This is a genomic window from Streptomyces sp. MUM 2J (assembly GCF_022414535.1).
Classification (GTDB): Bacteria; Actinomycetota; Actinomycetes; order Streptomycetales; family Streptomycetaceae; genus Streptomyces.
In genome coordinates this window covers 1-19,441 of record NZ_JADWYM010000062.1, presented here as the reverse complement: position 1 = coordinate 19,441, position 19,441 = coordinate 1, and the positions used below count along the sequence as shown (strand labels likewise).

The 19,441-nt window shown below is 75.4% G+C and carries 11 protein-coding genes, 2 tRNA genes, 1 pseudogene and 1 riboswitch; of the genes and pseudogenes, 8 read left to right on the top strand and 6 right to left on the bottom strand.

What is annotated here, in order from left to right; all coding sequences use genetic code 11:
* Window positions 1-6 precede the first annotated feature (6 nt).
* Both I3F54_RS30120 and I3F54_RS30115 read left to right on the top strand, forming a co-directional pair.
* Window positions 7-79: transfer RNA gene (locus tag I3F54_RS30120), tRNA-Lys, on the top strand.
* A gap of 394 nt (window positions 80-473) precedes the next feature.
* On the top strand, window positions 474-1,781 hold the full coding sequence (locus I3F54_RS30115; RefSeq protein WP_240122094.1) for a peptidase: 1,308 nt from the start codon (window positions 474-476) through the stop codon (window positions 1,779-1,781).
* A 33-nt stretch (window positions 1,782-1,814) separates the two neighbouring features.
* Here the strand turns inward: I3F54_RS30115 and I3F54_RS30110 are convergent, their stop codons facing one another.
* The gene (locus I3F54_RS30110) at window positions 1,815-2,945 is read right to left on the bottom strand and encodes a dihydrofolate reductase family protein (RefSeq protein WP_240122093.1); all 1,131 of its coding nucleotides are present in this window, start codon (window positions 2,943-2,945) and stop codon (window positions 1,815-1,817) included.
* Between the two features lie 61 nt (window positions 2,946-3,006).
* On the opposite strand from I3F54_RS30110, the pseudogene I3F54_RS30105 reads away from it, so the two are divergent.
* The 4 genes and pseudogenes from I3F54_RS30105 to I3F54_RS30090 form a co-directional block, all read left to right on the top strand.
* Window positions 3,007-3,132, top strand: a pseudogene (locus I3F54_RS30105) (MarR family transcriptional regulator); the annotation flags it as partial.
* Window positions 3,133-3,325: 193 nt separating this feature from the next.
* Window positions 3,326-3,399: transfer RNA gene (locus tag I3F54_RS30100), tRNA-Met, on the top strand.
* Window positions 3,400-3,746: 347 nt separating this feature from the next.
* On the top strand, window positions 3,747-4,922 hold the full coding sequence (locus I3F54_RS30095; protein ID WP_240122092.1) for a PP2C family protein-serine/threonine phosphatase: 1,176 nt from the start codon (window positions 3,747-3,749) through the stop codon (window positions 4,920-4,922).
* Window positions 4,923-5,152: 230 nt separating this feature from the next.
* Window positions 5,153-5,312, top strand: a riboswitch (cyclic di-AMP (ydaO/yuaA leader).
* Window positions 5,313-5,319: 7 nt separating this feature from the next.
* Window positions 5,320-6,351 carry a M23 family metallopeptidase gene (locus tag I3F54_RS30090; protein ID WP_240122091.1) on the top strand — a complete coding sequence of 344 codons (1,032 nt, stop codon included), beginning with the start codon at window positions 5,320-5,322 and terminating at the stop codon, window positions 6,349-6,351.
* Window positions 6,352-6,715: 364 nt separating this feature from the next.
* Here I3F54_RS30090 and I3F54_RS30085 read toward each other — a convergent pair whose 3' ends face one another.
* The 4 genes from I3F54_RS30085 to I3F54_RS30070 all read right to left on the bottom strand — a co-directional run bounded on the left by I3F54_RS30085 (window position 6,716) and on the right by I3F54_RS30070 (window position 12,169).
* The gene (locus I3F54_RS30085; RefSeq protein WP_374205984.1) at window positions 6,716-8,182 is read right to left on the bottom strand and encodes a PrsW family intramembrane metalloprotease; all 1,467 of its coding nucleotides are present in this window, start codon (window positions 8,180-8,182) and stop codon (window positions 6,716-6,718) included.
* Between the two features lie 142 nt (window positions 8,183-8,324).
* Window positions 8,325-9,218 carry a tRNA (guanosine(46)-N7)-methyltransferase TrmB gene (gene trmB, locus I3F54_RS30080; RefSeq protein ID WP_240122090.1) on the bottom strand — a complete coding sequence of 298 codons (894 nt, stop codon included), beginning with the start codon at window positions 9,216-9,218 and terminating at the stop codon, window positions 8,325-8,327.
* A 164-nt stretch (window positions 9,219-9,382) separates the two neighbouring features.
* Window positions 9,383-10,612, bottom strand: coding sequence for an L-2-hydroxyglutarate oxidase (gene lhgO, locus I3F54_RS30075; RefSeq protein ID WP_240122089.1), 1,230 nt, complete (start codon window positions 10,610-10,612; stop codon window positions 9,383-9,385).
* 135 nt (window positions 10,613-10,747) lie between these two features.
* The gene (locus I3F54_RS30070) at window positions 10,748-12,169 is read right to left on the bottom strand and encodes an MFS transporter (RefSeq protein ID WP_240122088.1); all 1,422 of its coding nucleotides are present in this window, start codon (window positions 12,167-12,169) and stop codon (window positions 10,748-10,750) included.
* Window positions 12,170-12,863: 694 nt separating this feature from the next.
* Here I3F54_RS30070 and I3F54_RS30065 point away from each other — a divergent pair.
* Together I3F54_RS30065 and I3F54_RS30060 are read left to right on the top strand one after the other, a co-directional pair.
* On the top strand, window positions 12,864-14,951 hold the full coding sequence (locus tag I3F54_RS30065) for an asparagine synthase-related protein (RefSeq protein ID WP_240122087.1): 2,088 nt from the start codon (window positions 12,864-12,866) through the stop codon (window positions 14,949-14,951).
* Between the two features lie 160 nt (window positions 14,952-15,111).
* Window positions 15,112-18,594: a BTAD domain-containing putative transcriptional regulator gene (locus I3F54_RS30060; protein WP_240122086.1), complete on the top strand. Its 3,483-nt coding sequence runs from the start codon at window positions 15,112-15,114 to the stop codon at window positions 18,592-18,594.
* Here the strand turns inward: I3F54_RS30060 and I3F54_RS30055 are convergent.
* The coding region (locus I3F54_RS30055) for an NPCBM/NEW2 domain-containing protein (RefSeq protein ID WP_240122085.1) at window positions 18,566-19,441 on the bottom strand (876 nt) is incomplete at its 5' end. The genes I3F54_RS30060 and I3F54_RS30055 overlap by 29 nt on opposite strands.

Here is a 19,441-nt window from a genome sequence, read left to right as displayed (position 1 = left end):
TCGCCTGGGCCCTTAGCTCAATTGGCAGAGCAGTGGACTTTTAATCCATTGGTTGTGGGTTCGAGTCCCACAGGGCCTATCCGGAGGAGACCCCGGCTCGGTACGGAACCGAGCCGGGGTCCCGTCGGTTCTGCCACCCGCCGGACACCGGTCCCGTTCTGACGGGACGTCAGGGCGTGCGGGATGGCGACTGTCGCACGGAAGGTCGCACGGGCGAGGGCGACCGTCCTGCTCCGTCCGCCTCGGTGGCGGTGGAGGCGGTGCCTCCGGGCTCCGCGCACGGCGCGGGAACTGAAACCGGTTTCAGACGACCTGTGCCGGAGCTGCACGCTCTCTGTGCCGACGCGGGGCGGTCCGCCGCATGTCGGCCACGGCGCGTGAGATCACGGGGGGTCTGACGCAGCGACAGGTGCTGATGCCGTCCGCGATCCATCGCATCCGTTCCTGCTCTTCCGCGCCAGAAAAGGGAACCTGTGAAGATCCGACGTACCCTCGCGACGGCCGTCGCCCTCGCCGCCACCGCTCCCGCCGTACTGCTCGCCGCCGGCCCGGCGTTCGCCGACGCCGCACCTGCGTCCGCGTCGTCCTCGGCGCGGACGGAGGACAAGCCCTCCGCCGCCGGGCTGGAGCGGGCCGTCGCGGAGGCCCGGAAGGCGTACGAGGACGCCGTCGCCGCCGAGTCCGCAGCCCACCAGGCCCTGGAGGACGTGCTCTGCGGCGCCTCCCCGCTCACCGTCGCCGCCGACCGGGCCCGGCAGAAGGCCGAGGACGCCGCCACGGCGAAGACCGCCGCCCACCGGGCCGTCGCCGACGCGCAGGCCCATGTCGGCGCGGTGATGGGTGACGACGACGCCAGCGACGACGACAGGGGCGCCACCCTGAGGGCCCTCGGCGAGGCGCAGAAGGCCGCCGACGCCGCCGACGCGGCCAAGACGGCCGCCGACGCCGCGTACGCGGACGCCATCAGGGCCCGCGACGACGCCCGGGCCGAGGCGGCCCGCGCCTACGGCGTCGCACAGAAGGCCACGAAGGACGCCAAGGCGGCCCTCGACGCCGCGGAGAAGGCCCTCGCGGCCGCCAGCGAGGGCGCCGGGGACGACGAGTCGTGCGCCGCCGAGCCCGACCTCGCGGTGTCGGTCTCCGGCCTGCCCGGCAGGATCGCCGCGGGGACGACGGTGGACTTCTCGATACGGCTGACCAACCGCACCCGGCGGACCCTGGACGAGGTCCGCCCGTACGTGGCCGTGCACGCGACCGGCACGAAGGGCGAGCGGGACCTCGACGGCCTGCTGAGGCTCCGGTGGTCCAGCGCCGCCTCTCCGGCGTGGAAGAGCCTCGGCCGGGACGGCTACGCGGGTGCGGTCGGCCCGCTGAAGGCGGGCGCCCGCGCCGACGTCGCCCTGCGGCTCACCGTGGGCTCCGGGGCGCCCGCCGGCGAGGGCGTCGCCCTCACGGCGGGCGACTACGTCAACCACGACGGCAGCTGCGGCGGCACGCCCGACTCCACGGTCCGCACGTTCGAACTCGTCGCCGCGGGTTCCGCGTCCGGCGGCGGCGCGGGGCCGGCGACCTCCACGACCCCGCGCACCCCGGGGGCCACGCCGCAGGGTGGGACCTCCGTGGTGCCGGTGTCGGCCACGACCACGCGGACGGGCACGCTCGCCGCGACGGGCGCGCCGTCCGCCCTGCCGCAGCTCGCCCTGGCGAGCGGTGCCGCCGTGGTGCTCGGCGCGGGCACGACGGTCCTCGCACGCCGCCGCTCCGCCCGCTCCGGCGTCTGACCCGCCGCGGGCGTCGTCCGTCCGGTGTGCCGTTCAGCCGGCCAGGTGCCGGTTCGGCGCCTTCGCCCGCTCCTCGTGCTCCGGCAGGACGACCACCTCGGCGCCCCCGGCCGCCAGCACCCCGCTGCCGTCCGCGCCCTCGACGAAGGTGTCGGGTTCGCGCCAGGCCGTGACCACGCGCCGGACTCCGGCCGCCAGGATCAGCCGGGCGCACGGCAGCGGCCGGGAGGCGCGGCGGGCGCACGGTTCCAGGCTGCTGTAGACGGTCGCACCGGGTAGACGCGGATCGTCCGGGGCGATCTTCGCCAGGGCAGCCTCCTCGGCGTGCACGACGGGGTCGCCGGCCTCGCGTGAGTGGCCTCGCGCCAGTTCGGTGCCGTCGGCCGCGACGACCACCGCGCCGACGCTGAAGGCGGTCTCGGACGGTGGGCACCGGTCGGCCAGCCGGCAGGCGAGCGACAGCCAGTGGTGGTCGGCGGCGGTGGCCGTCGGCCCGGCTCCGGGAGCGGTGGGCTCGTAGCGCATCAGGACGACGTCCTGGATCTGCCGGGTCTCCACCAGGCGGAGGCGGCCCGGCTGGTAGGTGCCGGGGCCGAAGAGGCGGGGCGCCTTCGGGTCACCGACGAAGAGCGGGGCGAGGACCAGCTGGAGTTCGTCGGCCAGTCCCTGCTGCAGGAGCTGGGTGTGGACCGTGCCACCGCCCTCGACCATCAGGCGCCGCACACCCCGGACGTCGTGCAGATGCTCCAGCAGGCGGCGCCAGTCCAGCGCCGCGCCCAGCGGCACCACGTCGGCCGCGATGCCGGTCCGCGTGGCCCGCGTGGCGCCCCGGTCCGTGGTGTAGAGGAGCTTCTCGCCGCCGGTGTGCCAGAACCGTGCCCCCGGGTCGAGGTCGCCGGACCCGCTGACGGTGACCTTGAGCGGGTACTCGGGCCGCCCGGCGGCCCGGCGGGCGGCGCGCCGCCCGGGGGAGTTGACCAGCAGGCGGGGGTTGTCGGCGCGGATGGTGCCGGCGCCGACGAGGATCGCGTCGACGGAGGCGCGCACCTCGTCGACCCGGTCGAAGTCGGCCGGGCTGGACAGCAGCAGGCGCTCGGGTCCGGTGTCGTCCAGACAGCCGTCGAGGGAGACGGCGGCGGACAGCAGGACGTAGGGGAGGGGCATCGACGCTCTCCGCTCGGGAACGAGACTTGGTTCAATTTTGAAGCAAACTTCCACTGGTGGCATGACGACCCGCTGGCCCGCGCCCGAGGAGCAGCGAGCCTGGCGCGCGTACACCGCCGCGACGCACCTCCTGGAGGACGCGCTGGACCGGCGGCTCCAGCAGGACGCCGGCATGCCCCATCTTTACCGAGACTCTCGCAGAAAGCCCCGGCGTTCATCGACGCCGAGGGTGCCCGGCTGCCCGGCCTGGTCGGGGTTGTCGGTGAGCAGGTCGACGCGGTCGATGCCGAGGGAATCCGGTCGCCCGAACCCTTCGCCGCGGGCCCCGAACCAACCGGTTCGCTACCTGCCCTGTTCATGGCGTACACTGGGATCACCGACGCGGGGTGGAGCAGCTCGGTAGCTCGCTGGGCTCATAACCCAGAGGTCGCAGGTTCAAATCCTGTCCCCGCTACTGAAGGCCGAGGGCCGGAGACCGAGGGGTCTCCGGCCCTCGGTGCGTTCTGCGCCGGGTCGCTGCCGAGCGCTTCGCCGCGGTCCGTGCCGGGCTCCCGCCCCACTGCCGTCACCCTCGTCGGTTCTCCACCCTCCGTGGGTGTCATCCACTCGGCGCACCCCGCTCGCCGTGTGCCCCTGCCGCGGGAAACCTGGACGGACGGAGCGCACGGAGCGGACGGAACGTCGCCGGACCCCGGCCGGACATGTCCCGGACGGTCCGGACGGGCCCGTACGAGCGTTGTGGACCGGCGAGGTCAGGGTGTGGACGTAGGCCAGTGGGAGACGAGTGTGCGGCCTGGTGACATGGCGGACGACGGGTCGCCCCCGCAGGGCGGCGGGCGCCGACCCGGCGATCCGGTCCAGTCCCCCGGCCCCGGCGACCTGCCCGTGCCCCCCGCGTCCGAGGGCCGGCGGATCTCCCGCGCCCGCACCGCCGTACGTCTGCTCCCCGTGCTGCTGATCGCCGCCGGCGGCGTCTACGACTACTACACGCCCTCGAAGTACAGCGCGGCGCCGCTGTTCACCGCCGCCCCCCTGGTGGCCGCCCCGCTGTACTCGCGGCGCGGCACCGTGCTCACCGGCTTCGCCGCCACGGTCGTCGTGCTCGCCGTCCACCTCGTGCTCGGGGGCGTCTTCGACGTGGACGCCGTCACCGAGCTGGTCACCGTCGTGACCGTGTCCGCGCTCGCCGTACTGATCAACACCCTCGTCCGGCGCAGCAGCGAGCAGCTCGCCTCCGCCCGTGAGATCGCCGAGGCGGCGCAGCGCGCCGTCCTGCCCGAGCCGGTGGAGCGGATCGGCGGCTTCCAGATCGCGGCGCGGTACGAGGCCGCGCAGGCGGACGCCTCCATCGGCGGCGACCTGTACGCGGTGCAGGACAGCCCGCACGGCGTCCGGCTCATCGTCGGGGACGTGCGTGGCAAGGGCCTGGGGGCGGTGTCGGCCGTGGCGGTGGTCATCGGTGCGTTCCGGGAGGCCGCCGAACAGGAGGCCACGCTGGAGGCGGTGGCCCAGCGCCTGGAGCGGGCCCTGGTCCGGGAGGGCGCCCGGCGGGGTGGCGTCGACGCCTTCGAGGGGTTCACCACCGCCGTCCTGGCGGAGCTGCCACACGGCGACGGCCCCCTCCGCATCCTCAACCGCGGCCATCCCCCGCCCATGCTGCTGTATGCCGACGGCACGGTGCGCGCGCTGCTCCCCACCCGGCCCGCGCTGCCGCTCGGTATGGGCGAGCTCGGGGCCTGGCCGGACCGGGCCGACGGGGCCGGCTTCCCCAGCGGCGCCACCCTGCTGCTCTACACCGACGGCGTCAGCGAGACCCGCGACCCGCACGGCCGCTTCTACGACGTCGAGGAGCGGCTGGAGGGCCGTGTCTGTGGCGATCCGGGCACGCTGCTCGCCGCCGTCGCCAGGGATGTGAGACGTCACTCGGGCGGGCACCTGACGGACGACATGGCGCTGCTCGCCGTGCGGCGGCCGTGAGCGTCACCGAACGTGCTCGGGCGACCGCCCTGCGCATAACAACTGACACACTGTCAGTTTTCGGGTCTCGCCGGAGGCCGAGTCAACTCGCCCGATTTGGCACGGTCGTGGCGTGTAAGTCCCGGCCGGAAGTGTTAATGATCAAGCCGAACGGCTTGGAATCCCGGCTCCGCGTCTATTAACGTTCGATAACGCAGCACGGTCGTCCCAGCCGCCACAAGAGGCGGCTCCGTGCTCACGCGCCGAATCCCGTCAGGGAACCGGGGAACCACCACCTTGGGGTGAATCGGGCGTATGCCGCCGTCGGTCGACGGCGCGTATACGCGCGTAGGAGACCTTCCCGCTCCGAACCCGTCAGCTAACCCGGTAGGCGACGGAAGGAAAGGAGTACGCCCGCGTGGCGTCCAACCGTCCTGCCTCCGCACCCCCGTTCGTGCCGAGCCAGCAGCGCACCGAGACCTTCGGCTACGGCAGCTACCGCACCGACGAGGGCCCCTGGGAGGAGTGGAACCCCACCGAGGAGTCCATCCGCCCCGTCCGCGGCCGGCACCGGGTCGTCAAGCAGCGCGGCGGACTCGCCCGCAGCTCCACCGTGCTGGGCGTCGGCGTCATCGCCGCCGTCGGCGCGGGCGGCATGGCGAGCGCACAGACCGGCAAGCCCCCGGTGTCCATCTCCCTGCCCGACCTGCCGTCGGTCGGCTCCCTGATCTCCGACGACGAACCCGTCGCCGAGCCCGCCGCCGGCCCGCTCAGCGACATCGGCGGGAGCACCGTCGGCACCGAGCAGAGCGTCGACGACGCCGGTGAGGCCCTGCGCACCCGCATCATGGCCCAGGCCGAGCAGCAGCAGGTCGTGGTCGACACGAAGGCGCAGCTCGCCACCGAGGCCGCTCTCGCCAAGCAGGCGCAGGACGCCGCCGCGGCGGCGGAGAAGCAGGCCGCCGAGAAGGCCGCCGCCGCGAAGAAGGAGGCGGAGGAGGAGGCCGCGAAGAAGGCCGAGGCCGAGCGGCTCGCCGAGCTGGCCCGCCAGTACTCGCTGCCGACCTCGTCGTACACCATCACCTCCACCTTCGGTCAGGCCGGCTCCATGTGGTCCTCCGGCTACCACACGGGTCTCGACTTCGCCGCTCCCACCGGCACGCTCATCAAGGCCGTCCACAGCGGAACCGTCACCGAGGCCGGCTGGGCCGGCGCCTACGGCTACCGCACGATCCTCACCCTCGACGACGGTACGGAGCTCTGGTTCTGCCACCAGTCGTCGATCAAGGTCAGTGTCGGCCAGAAGGTCAACACCGGCGACGTCATCGGCCGCGTGGGCGCCACCGGCAACGTCACCGGCCCGCACCTGCACCTGGAGGTGCACCCCGGCGGCCAGGCCACCGGGATCGACCCGATGGCATGGCTGCGCAGCAAGGGCCTCACCCCCTGACGTCCCCGCATGCGGGCTGAGTCCTTGTCTTCCGGTGCGATCCCCCCGGACCCCCAGGGTCCCGGATCCCGCTGATCCCCCTGCTTCCCCTCCTCCTCACCCCTCGCGGCTCCCCGATCCCCGGCGGTCCTGACGACACCCCCCCGTCAGGACCGCCGGTCCGTGTCCGCGGGAAGCGGGCGGGAACGCGTGCGGGGCACACCGCCGCGGGCCAGGGCCGGGCGGGCAGCCGTACGCTGCGGACGCCGGGTGCGGAGGCCTCTTCTCCCGGCTCGGTGCTCCGGGGAGCCGGGCCCCTGGGACACCGGGGTGCCCGGCCCGGCCGTGGAGGGCTGCCGCTCGCCGGCCCCGTGCCGGTGGCCGGCTACGACTGGTAGGGGTTGTACGGTGCTGCCGGCCCGTGCCCGGCCGGGGACCACGGCCCCGTTGCCTGCCCGTGCCAGGGTGCCGCCTGCCCGCTTCCCTGCCCCTGCCACGGAGCAAGGTGTCCCTGCCACGGAGCGGCGTGGCCCGGTGCCTGCCCCGGCCACTGGTACTGCCCCGGCCACGGCACCGGCCCCGGCACGGCAGTCGCCGCGGGCCAGGCGGGCGCCGTCGCCCGTGCCGCGTACTCCAGGGCCGGCCGTGCCACCTCGCGGCGCGCCCACAGCTCGTGCAGCAGCTCCCGCTCCCGTACGACGAAGTCGGCGTCCGCCCGCCCGCGGCGCCCCCGTCGCCGGAGGAACGCCAACGACGTCGCGAACGCCTCGTACTGCGCCACCGCTCGCGCGGCCTGCTTGCCGATGTGGTGGCCGGCGTACTCGCGGGCCAGCCGGCGGGCCCGCATCGAACCGAGGGCGAACGGCTCGCCCGGCGTCAGCCAGCCGGCGACGACATAGGCCGGCAACTCCTCGCGGACCGTGCGCAGCTCGCGCTGCCGGGTCCAGATCACCAGCCACGTCAGCAGCCCGAACGCGGGCAGCATGAAGGCGCCGTACACGGCGAAGAACCCGAAGGGGCCGAAGGTCGCGGAGCCGTTCCAGAAGGCGTGCATGCCCATCGCGAGCAGCAGGCCGGCCGGGGGCAGCAGGAAGCGCCTGGCGCGGCGGCGTTCTCCGGAGACGGCGGCGATCCCGAAGCCGATGCCGGTGAACACGGTGAACAGCGGGTGCGCGAACGGCGACATGATGACGCGCACGAAGAACGTGGCGGCCGTGACGGAGGCGATGCCGCGGTCGCCGGACATCTGGTCGGTGCCGAAGGCTGTCCCGAGATAGAGGATGTTCTCGGTGAACGCGAAGCCGGTGGCCGTGATCCCGGCTATGACCACGCCGTCGACGATCCCGGTGAAGTCACGTCTGCGGAAGAGGAAGACGAGGAGGACGGCGGCGGCCTTGGCCGACTCCTCCACGATCGGCGCGACGACGGTGGCGCCCAGGGTGTCCGCGCTGGACGGGTCGGCGGTGGACGTGGCGATCCACCGGGTCGCGAAGCTGTTGGCGACGATGGCGACCAGCGCCGCCGCGCACGCTCCCCAGGCGAAGGCGAACACCAGGTTCCGCCAGGGGCCGGGCTCCACCCGGTCGAGCCAGCGGAACGCGGCGATGAGCAGCGGTACCGGCAGCACGGCGAGCCCGAGGCCGACCAGGAAGCCCTGGGTACCGGTCTGCTCGCGCACCAGGGCGAGGATGACCAGCCCGGACAGGGCGAGCAGGGTGATCAGAGCTCCGTAGCGGACCCAGCTCCGCTGCCACCAGTGCGCGTGCCGCAGCGCACCGCCGGCCGGGTCGACTCCCTCGCCGGGGTGCGGCGGATACGGCGGACAGGTCGGGTACGGGGAAGTGCTGGCCACGGCATCGACCCTAACGAGGCGGGGGTGTCGCCCGCGACGGCGTATCGCGCCGCCCGCCGGGGCGCGGGGTCTCACGCGCCGGTGGTCACGCGGAGGAGCGGCATGCGCCGGTGGTCCCGCGCTGCGGGTCCTGAGCTGCCGTTCACGCGCCGCTGGAAGACGGGTTCCGGCTCTGGGACCGGTTCCGGTCCTGCTCCCGGCCGTGGTGCTGCACGCGACGGAAGAGCAGGTCGTTCACGACATGCCCCTTGTCCAGTCCCTGCCCCTCGAAGCGGGTCAGCGGCCGGAAGCCGGGGCGTGGCGCGAAACCGCCGTCGGCCCGGGTGTTCTCGAAGTCGGGGTGCCCGGTGAGCACCTCCAGCATCTGCTCGGCGTACGGCTCCCAGTCGGTGGCGCAGTGCACGAGCGCCCCCGGCCGGAGTCTGGCCGCGGCGAGCGTGAGGAACTCCGGCTGGATGAGCCGCCGCTTGTGGTGGCGCTTCTTCGGCCAGGGGTCGGGGAAGTACACACGCAGCCCGTCGAGTGCGTCGGGGGCCAGCATCTCCCGGAGCAGGATGATCGCGTCGCCGTTGCCGACCCGGACGTTGGACAGGCCGTTCTGGTCCGCGAGATTGAGCAGGTTGCCCTGGCCCGGGGTGTGGACGTCCACCGCGAGGACGTTGGTCCCCGGGTCGGCCGCCGCCATCTGCGCGGTGGCCTCGCCCATGCCGAAGCCGATCTCCAGCACGACCGGGTGGTCGTTCCCGAACAGCTCCTTCAGGTCGATGACCTGCTGCCCGTCGATGTCGAGCCCCCACTCGGGCCACAGCCGCTGCAGCGCGTCCGCCTGCCCGGCCGTCACCCGGCTCCTGCGGGGCTGGAAGCTCCGGATCCGCCGCTCGAAGTGCGAGCCGGCCGGATCGGCCTTCGGGCCGTCCGGGAACCGGGGCTCCCCCTTGGCACGGGTGTGCCGGACGGACACACCGGGGACGTGGGAGGACCGCTCGTCGCCGGGGACGGGCCGGGGGGGTCGGGAGGTGCTCACGGAGTCAGACACAGTGAGGTCGATTTTACGGGGGTGGGCTCCCGGCCCCACGAGTGACCGGTTCCGCGGACCGCCGGGCGCGGGCGCCGAACGTCCCGGCCCGCCGCCCCAAGCGCCGGGGACGTCGGCCGGGCGCCCGCGGAGGCCCGTGCCGGGCAGCGCCGAGGAGGGGCGGATCAGGCCGACGCCAGCACGTCCAGCGCCCGTCTCGCCACCTCCCTGCCGATCGGCAGGGAGGCCGTGGCCGCGGGCGAGGGCGCGTTCAGCACGTGCACCGTGCGTGGGCCCTGCCGGATCAGGAAGTCGTCGACCAGCGTCCCGTCCCGCAGCACGGCCTGGGCCCGCACCCCGGCGGGCGCCGGTACGAGGTCCTCCTCCTCCACGCCCGGCAGCAGCCTGCGGACCGCCTCGACGAACGCCGCCTTGGACAGCGACCGCCGCAGCTCCCCGATCCCGTACCGCCAGTGCCGCCGCGCGATGTGCCACGAACCGGGCCACGCCGCCGTCGCCGCGGCCTCCCGCGGCCGGACGACCCCCCAGCCGTATCCCTCGCGGGCCAGCGCCGGTACCGCGTTGGGCCCGATGTGCACGCCACCGTCGAAGCCCCGCGTCAGATGCACCCCGAGGAACGGGAACGCCGGATCCGGCACCGGATACACCAGCCCCCGCACCAGCTCGGGACGTGCCAGCTCGTAGTACTCCCCGCGGAACGGCACGATCCGCACCTCGGGGTCGTCGCCGGCCAGCCGCGCGATCCCGTCGCAGTGCAGTCCGGCGCAGTTCACCAGCACGCGCCCGCGGACGACGTCCCCGTCCGCCGTGCGCACCGCGGCCCCCCGCTCGGTCCGCCGGTCGATCCGGACGACCTGCGCGCCGTACCGGATCTCCGCGCCCGAGGCCTCGGCGAGCTGCCGGGCCACGCCGGCGAAGTCGCACACCCCGGTGGTGCCGACGTGTATCGCGGCCAGGCCGCGCACCTCCGGCTCGTACTCCGCGATCTGGGCGGTGCCCAGCTCCCGCACCGGAAGGCCGTTCTCCCGGCCGCGCTGCACCAGGGCGTGCAGCCGCGGCAGTTCGTCCCGCTCGGTCGCGACGATCAGCTTGCCGGTGACGGCGTGCGAGATGCCGTACTCCGCGCAGAACTTGACCATCTCCGCGGCGCCCCGGACGGCGTACCGCGCCTTCAGCGAGCCCGGCCGGTAGTAGATCCCGCTGTGGATGACGCCGCTGTTGCGCCCCGTCTGGTGCAGGGCGGGCCCCCGCTCCTTCTCCAGCACGGTCACCCGCGTCCCCGGCGCGGCACGCGTGATCGCATAGGCGGTGGACAGCCCGACGATCCCGCCGCCGACCACCAGCACGTCGCAGTCGTACGCGACCTCCTGCCGCACCTGCACCACCTCCCGCATCGATAGTGCACTGCGCCACTGACATCGCCTTCAAACACGTCCGGCCGCCCGCGTCGCCGTCAGCGCGGTCCCGAGCCGGCCGGCGACCCCTCTCCGGGCCGGCACGATCGGCGCGTTCTCCCGCCGGCGAGGCGGTTACGCCGGGGCGAGCAGCGGCCGTGCCCGTTCCCGCAGCTCCACCACACGGGGCTCGTCGCCGTACGGCTCCAGCCGGTGCAGCAGGTCCTTCACGTACTCCGTCGTCCGTGCCGAGGAGATCCGCCCCGCGACCTCCACCGCCCGCACGCCCTGCTCGCAGGCCGCGTCGAGATTGCCGGACTCCAGCTCCGCGACCGCGGAGACGACGAGCCTGAGCCCGTGCGAGCGGACGAACTCCTCCGTCGGCTTCGACAGGGCCTGTTCGGTGAACCGGCGGACCTGCCGCGGCGCCTTGAGGTCGCGGTAGCACTCCGCGGCGTCCGCGGCGAAGCGGTCGTAGGAGTAGAAGCCCAGCCAGGAGGGGTCGTTGTCGCCGGGCCGGGACCGCTCCAGCCAGCCCTCCGCGGCCGTCAGGGCCGCTCCGGCGGCCTGTCCGTCGCCCGCTCGGGCGTGCGCGCGCGCCTCGACGAGACGGAAGAAGCTCATGGTGCGGGCGGTGGCCAGGCCCCGGTTGCGCTCCAGGGCGGCCTGCGCGAGGTCGACGCCCTCGTCCCCGAAGCCCCGGTAGGTGGCCTGGAGCGACATCGACGCCAGCACGTACCCGCCGAGCGGGACGTCCGCCGCCGCACGCGCCAGCCGCAGCGCCTGGATGTAGTACCGCTGCGCGGCCTCCTGCTGCCCCGTGTCGAAGGCCATCCAGCCGGCGAGGCGGGTCAGCTCGGCCGACGCGCCGAACAGGGACCGGCCCACCTCGTCGGAGTAGGAGCCGAGCAGCAGTGGTGCCGCCTCCACCCGCAGGCACTCCGGCACCATGGACGAACGCCAGTCGCCGCCTCCGTACTTGGAGTCCCAGCGCCTGGCGTCCTCGGCGGCCTCACGCAACTTCTGCACATCGCTGTGGCCGACTTTGATCGGTGCGCCGGAGCCCTCCGCCGGGCCGGCCTCGCGCGCCACCGAGCTGTCGGCCGGGGTTATCAGCCAGCGTGAGGCGGGCGTTGCGTATGCGCTGACTGCGAACGATCCGGCCAGCGACTGCCAGATGCCGCCCGAGCCGGCGCGGCGCCCGGCGAGGTCCAGGCGGTACAGGTCCGTCGCCGACTTCACCGCCAGTCCGACGTCGCGCGGGAAGGCGAGGCCGACTTCGGGCGCCGGGTCCGCGTCCGCCAGGCCGATCTCGTGGAGCGGCACCGGGCGGCCCAGCTTCTGGCCGATGGCGGCGGCGATGAGGTGCGGTGCCGCACCCTGCGGCACCATGCCCTTCGACACCCAGCGCGCCACCGAGGTCTTGTCGTAGCGAAGAGTCAATCCGCGTTGGGCGCCAAGGTCGTTGACGCGGCGGGCGAGCCCTGCGTTGCTGATTCCCGCGAGGGCGAGAACGGCGCCGAGCTTTTCGTTCGGCCCGCGTTGCTCCCTGGACATGCGCCACCCCTCGACACAGACGGCTGCCGCGCTGGCATAACCACGCGGCATTCGTAAACCCAGCGTAGTTCGCCGCATCCCAAGCGTTAAGGGGCATTGTTCCGGTTGGCGGGATTGTGGTCCGTACGGAAGTGCGGGCGCCTGCACGCAGGGTTGCGGCGCGCTCCTGCCGTGTGGCTGTGCGCCCGTCCGTGCGCTCTTCTCCGGCCACCGGGGGAGCGGTTCCATGGGTGGTGCGTGGGTCGGCCCGCTGTACTGGATCCAGTGGGCTGGGGGACACCGCCGCCTTCATCCCCGCGGGCGGCGGTCCGGTCCGGGAGACGTCGCCGTCTCCCGGACCGTGCGCTGTCCGGACCCCGTGTCAAGGCCGGGTCGCATATGTACGGAGCGTGTGCGCTTCGCGCGCGGACACGCGCCAATCCGCCCCGGGCGCCATCGATTTGGCTGAAAATCGACCCCCGTCCGTACCGCCTGATTCCCGCTCCCACCATGGAACTTCAGGGCGCACAGGGCGTCTTGGGGGAGTGAACCGGGGGCGCATTCGCGTCGCAGCCGTTCCGTCCCAGCAGCGCACTCCCCGGCGCACTTCGCGGCGCGCAACCGGCTCCGTCGCCCCGCCGGGCGGCGCTCTTCGTGGCAGCATGGTGAACCGTTCGTACGGTGCACGGAATGTCCACAGCCTGTGGAGGCGTCGATGCGGTGGTTGGTGGGATGGAGCAGCACCGCCGCGAGGGCAGCAGCGGCCGGCTCCGCCGGGGCCACCGGACACGACGGTGAGACCGTGCACCCCGTCGGCTCGCAGCTGCTGTGGGGCGACCCGGACCCGCTCTGGGCGGTCGGCGACTGGCGGCCCGACGAGGTCCGGGTGGTCAGGGCCGACCCCGCGACCCGCATCGCCGTGCTGGGCCTGTGCGGCGCGACCGACGAGCAGCTGCGCGTCGGCCTGTTCGCCGCCCGCGGTGGCGCACTGCGCCACCTGACCGCCTGGCCCGGCAGCTACACCGCCGTCGTCCAGGTCGGCCGCAGGATCACCGTGTGCGGCGATCTCGCCGGAGCGCGCCCGGTGTTCCACACCCCCTGGGCGGGCGGCACCGCCTACGCGACGGCCGCACTGCCCCTGGCCGACCTCATCGAGGCCAACCTGGACTTCGGGCACCTCGCCGCGCTCCTCGCCGCCCCCGACGTGCCGGCCGCGCTGCACGACTCCACCCCGTACGCGGGCGTGCGGCGCATCCCGCCCGGGCACGCGCTGATCCTGCGCGCCGGGGCGCGCGAGATCGCCGGCTACGAGCCCGTCGCCTCGCTCGCCGTGGCCGCCCCCGCGGCCGACCCGGACAGCGCCGTGGACGGTGTGCGCGACGCGCTCGTCGACGCCGTGCGCGCCCGCCTGTCCGCGCCCCGGCACATCCCCGACATCGACCCCGGCCCGGTCCCCGGGATGGGCCCCGCCGAACGGCGCGCCGCGCGCGGCATGCCCGCCCCGGGCATCGGCGCCGACCTCTCCGGCGGCCCGGCCTCCGGCACGCTCGCGCTGCTGGCCGCCGGCCTGCCGGGCAGGCCGGGAACGATCCTCGGCCACGGCACCGGCGCCGGCGAACGCCTGCTGGCGGTCACCTTCAACGACCTCGCGGTCGCCGGCCGCGAGGCCGAACTGGAGCGGGCGGGCGCCCTCGCCGCCAACCCCCGCCTGCACCACGTCGTCGTCACCGGCGCCGAGGACGTCCTGCCGTACGCCGAGCTGGACGGCCCGCTCACCGACGAGCCCGGCTCCGTCCTGGTGACGGCGGCCCGCCACCGGGCCCGCCTGATGTCCGGCAGCGCCGACCACTTCATCGGGCACGGGGCCCGCCAGGTCCTGGACGCCCACCCCGCGCGCCTCGCCGACCTGCTCATGGACCGCAAGCGCCGCCACCTGGTCCGCCCGGTCGCCGCGCTGGCCAAGGCGGACGGCTCGGTCCTGGTCCCCGCGCGCGTGTACGCCGCCGCCCGCCGCCTGGCCCGCACGCCGTACCGGTCGGGACTGGAGAACCTGGCCGAACGCCTGCTGCACCAGCGCTTCGACGAGCCCGGCGGAGCGGTCGGGGCGTCCCTGGCGGCACTCGCCTGGGCCTCCCCCGGCCCCGCCGCCCGCTGGCTGACCGGTGAGGCCCTGGCGGAAGTATCGGTTCGTCTCCGGGAGACCCTGCACCGCTTCGGGGCGGGACCGGGGCACCGCCCGGGCGACCACCGCGCGCGGGCCGCGCTCGCCCGGCACGCCGCCGACCTGAGGGTCCTGGAACAGGCGGCGGAGATCCGCTCGCAGCGCCTGCACGCGCCGTTCCTCGACAACCAGGTCGTCCGGGCCTGCCGCGCCCTCCCGGAGACCCTGCGGGTCCGGCCCGGCGCCCGCGCCGAGATCCTGCGCACCGTCCTGCAGGGTGCCGGCGTGAGCGACCTCCCACCCGGCTGGGGCGCCCCCTCCCACGCCTCCTCCGCCGCCGCGGCCCGCACCGGCCTCCGGGTCGCCGAGGACCCCCTGCTGGCCCTCTTCGACACCCCGCTCCTGGCCGAGGCCGGCCTCGTCGAGGCCCGTGTCGTCCGTGAGGCCCTGCGCGGCGCCGCCGCCGGCGACCCCCTTCCCCCGGACGGCCTCGCGCAGATCGTCGCCCTGGAGCTGTGGCTCCGCCGCCTCCTGGCCCGCCGGGGTACCTGCTGGACCGGCACGCCGGCACGCGCGCGTGCCGTCCCGGCAGGCGTCACCCGCACACCCCGGGCGGTGGAGCCGGTACGCCGACCGGGCTGACCCACCGCGGGGGACGGGGCAGGGCACGAAGACGCCACGGGACGCCGGGGACGCCGGGGACGCCGGGGACCGTCACGTCCCCCCGTCCCCGCCGGTGGCACGACACCGCCCGGCGCCCAAACCCCGTGCCCTTCCCGACGGCCCCGGCGACAATGACCCGATGCGGTACGCGATCCTGGGCGTCACCCAGGCGGAGGACGACCACGGCAGACCCCTGCCCGTCAGAGGCCCCCGCCTGCGAGCCCTGCTCACCGCCCTCGCCCTGCGGCCCGGCCGCGTCACCGCCCCCGGGACCCTGATCGGGGACGTGTGGGCGGACGACCCGCCCCGGGACGCCCCCGCCGCCCTCCAGGCCCTCGTCGCCCGTCTGCGCCGCGTCCTCGGCAGGGACGCCGTCGCCTCGGCGCCGGGCGGCTACCGGCTCGCCGCGACGGAGGGCGATGTCGACCTCCACGTCTTCGAACGGCTCGTACGGCAGGCGACCGCCGACCTCGCCGGAGGCGACCCCGCCACCGCCGCCCCCGTCCTCGACGAGGCGCTCGCGCTGTGGCGGGGGCCGGCGCTCGCCGACCTCCCCGACCGCACCGCGGCCACCCGCGCGCAGGCCCTGCGCCTGGAGGCGGCCCGCGCCCGCGCCGAGGCCCGGCTGTGCCTGGGCCGCGCCCACGACGCCGTACCGGAGCTGCAGGAACTGACCGCGGCGCACCCCTACGACGAGCCCCTGCGGGCCCTGCTGCTGCGGGCCCTGCGCGACTGCGGCCGCACGGCCGACGCCCTCGCCGCCTACGACGCCGCCCGCCGCATCCTCGCCGACGGCCTCGGCGCCGACCCCGGACCGGAACTGCGGGCCCTGCACGCCGAGCTGCTCGACCCCGCCCGGCGCTCCATGCCCGCCCCGGATCCGGCGGCCGGTCCCGCACCGCGGCACCTGCCCGCCCGGACCGGCAACATCCGTCCCCGGCTGACGTCATTCGTCGGCCGGGAACCCGAACTCGCGGCCCTCCGCTCCGACCTGCGCAGGGCCCGGCTCGTCACCCTCATCGGGCCGGGCGGCTCGGGCAAGACCCGTCTGGCGGAGGAGGCCGCCGCCGGCATCGAGCAGGCGTGGCTGGCCGAGCTGGCGCCGCTCGACCGGCCGGAGGCGGTGCCGGGCGCGGTCGTCAGCGCCCTCGGCCTGCGCGAGACCGTCCTGCTGGCCAACGACCTCGCCACCCCGCAGGACGACCCGGTCGCCCTCCTCGTCGACCACTGCGCGCCGCGCGGCCACCTCCTGATCCTCGACAACTGCGAGCACGTCGTCGGCGCGGTGGCCGACCTCGCCGAGATCCTCCTGACCCGCTGCCCCAGGCTGACGATCCTCGCCACCAGCCGTGAGCCCCTCGGCGTCCCCGGCGAGGCGGTGCGCCCGGTCGAGCCGCTCCGTCCCGACCAGGCGCACCGCCTCTTCCGGGAGCGTGCCGCGACCGTCCGCCCCGACGCCGGCGGCACGCTGAGCGGCCAGGAGGCCGTCGCGGAGATCTGCCGCCGCCTCGACGGCCTGCCGCTGGCCATCGAACTCGCGGCGGCCCGGCTGCGGATGCTGACCCCCCGGCAGATCGCCGACCGCCTCGACGACCGCTTCCGCCTCCTCACCTCCGGCAGCCGCACGGCGCTGCCCCGTCAGCAGACCCTGCGGGCCGTCGTCGACTGGTCCTGGGACCTGCTCGACGAGCGGGAGCGGACGGCGCTGTGCGAGATGTCCGTCTTCGCCGGAGGCTGGGACCTCGCGGCCGCGGAGGCCGTGTGCACCGGCCCGGTCGCCGAGCTCGTCGGGGCGCTGGTCGACAAGTCCCTCGTCGTCGCGACCCCGTATGCCTCCGGGTGCGAGCAGGAGGCGTCCCCCGGTATGCGCTACCGGATGCTGGAGACGATCCACGAGTACGCCGTCGAACGCGCCGCCGAGGTCCCCGGTCTGCGTGCCGGGGCCGAGCGGCGGCACCGCGCGTGGGTGTCCGCGCTGGCGGCCCGGGCGGAGCCGCGGCTGCGGTCCGCCGCGCAACTACCGTGGATCGCCCGTCTGGAGACCGAACTGGACAACATCCGCGCGGCCCTGCACCGGGCCCTCACCGCCGGCGACGAGGAGGGGGCCGGTGCGCTGTGCCTCGCCCTGGGCTGGTTCTGGTGGCTGCGCAACTACCGCCGCGAGGGCCATGACTGGGTCACCCGCACCCTCCGCCTGGGAGCGGCCCTGGACGCCCGGCCGTCCACCGCACCCCACCCGCGGGCCCACGACCGTTCCGCCGCCCGGCTCCACGGGACCCCGCCCGGCGGCGACGGCCGGCCCACCGGCCCCGCGTCCGCCTCCGCCGCCGTCCGCGAGGCCGCCGCCGACGCGATCCCCCCGGCGGCCTCAGACGTCCCCGGCGATGTCCTCTCCGGCGCCGTCCTCGACCCCGTGGACGCCTTCCTCACGGCACCGGACGGCGAGTCCCGGCACCCGCGGCACGACCTGCGCATGGACCTGCGGATGCTGCACCTGTTCTACCGCAGTGAGCTCCCGCCGGCGGACAACCCGCCGGACGAGCGGACGCGGCAGTACGTGTCCCGGCTGCTGGCCCACTTCGAGCGGGGAGGGCCCCGGACGGCCCGGATGCCCGGCATCGTGTGGCCGCTGGCCGCCCACTTCCTGGGCGACCCGGGCGACGCGCGGACGGCCATGAGCACCGCGCTCGCGCAGTGCCGCGCCCACGGAGGCGACTGGGAGGTCGGCGTCACCCTGATGATCCGCACCCACATGGCCGTCGACTCCTCGGGCGGCATGGAACGCGTCGACGACGACCTCGCCGAGCTGCGGGCCATCGGCCGCCGTGTCGGTGACCGCTGGATGCGCGCACAGGTGTCCGGCGCCGCCGGTGAGGCCGCCATGGCGCGGGGCCGGTTCGCGGAGGCCGAGCGGGAGTACCGGGAGGCGCTGAGACTCGCCCACGAGGTCGGTGCCCACGCCGAGGCGCCGTTCCTGCTCGCCCGGCTGGGCGAGATCGCCTACCGCGCCGGGGACCGCCCCGCCGCGGTGGCCGCCCTGGACGAGTCGGCCACCGCCGCCGACCGGTACGGCGTGGCGGACGCCAAGGCGTTCGTCCTGCTGATGCGTGCCCAGATGGCGCTGGACGACAAGGACACCGCCCGGGCGCGGGAACTCCACGAGGAGGCCCGGCAGGCGGCGATGCGCGGCACGCCGCCGCCGCAGTTCTCGGTGATGCTGGGCGCCGTCGACGCCCTGGTCCGCGCCGCCGGGTCCGGACCGGCGCACGGGCTGCCCACGCTGGCCGCCGCGCATCGCGAGGGGGTGGAGCGGCGGTGTGCGGAGTCGGTGGTGGCCGGGACGGCGGACATCGGGGCGGGGCTGCTGGCCGGCCTCGGTGACTTCGCCCGCGCGGCCCGGCTGCTCGGCGCGGCGGACCGGCTGCGCGGCGGGTACCCCCGGCCCCGCCCGGACGCCGACGCCGCCGCACGGGCCGGGACCGCGGCCCGCGACGCTCTCGGCGCCGGGCGCTACGCCGCCGAACACGCCCGGGGCGCGGCGCTCACCCCGGACGGGACCTGCTCCGAACTCGACCGGGCGGTGGCCGACCACGTCACCGGCCCGGCTCCTGAGCGCACGTGAACGCCGACTCGGCCCAGTCGGCCAGGACCGGCCTGTCGAGGTGGTGGTGCGGTTCCACCACCAGGCGGACCGTCCTGCGCCCGGCGATGCCGACGTGCACCGGCACGGCCGGGTCCCCGCCCTCGACCGTCCCGGACCGCCACAGCCGTACCCCGTCGGCGTAGACGGAGAAGCGCACCCTGCCGAGGCGCAGCATCATGTCGTCGACGCCGACCAGGGCGTCGTAGGACGTGCAGGTGCGGTTCAGGGCGACGGTGACGGAGGAGTCCCCGCGGACGGTGACGCCGTGCGCGTAGTGCTGCCCGGCGACGGACATCCCGTACCGCTGCCAGACCCAGCTGCTGCGGGCGAGGGCGATCTCCGGCGCGGTGCCGTCGCCGGCGACGGCGTACGACAACGCGCTGAGCCGGTAGACGACGGGCGGGGGCGGGGGAGTGGGCGTGGGCGTCGGGCTCGGGGCGGCGGCCGGCGTCGGGGCCGGCGGCGGTGTCGGACTCGGGGTGGGCGTCGGGGTGGGCGTCGGGCTGGGGGTGGGGGTGGGGGTGGACGTCGGGGTCGGCCTGGGCGAGGGGGCCGGCTTCAGCGCCACCGGCGCGGGCGCGGGAGGCGTCCGCACGGGCGCCGGGGTGGGTGTGGGTATCGGGGCCGGTGGCTCCTGGCGGACCACCGGCGCGGACACCGGAGGTTCGGTCTCCGGCCGCTTCGGCGGGCTGCCGCCGCCGGTCAGGGCCAGTGCCACCGCGGTGGCCGCCACGGCGACGACACCGGCGGCGATCCCCGCCTTCACGGGCGCGCCCAGCCCCTCCGAGACGACCGCGCCGCCGCCCGCGCCCGCGCCGGACGAGCC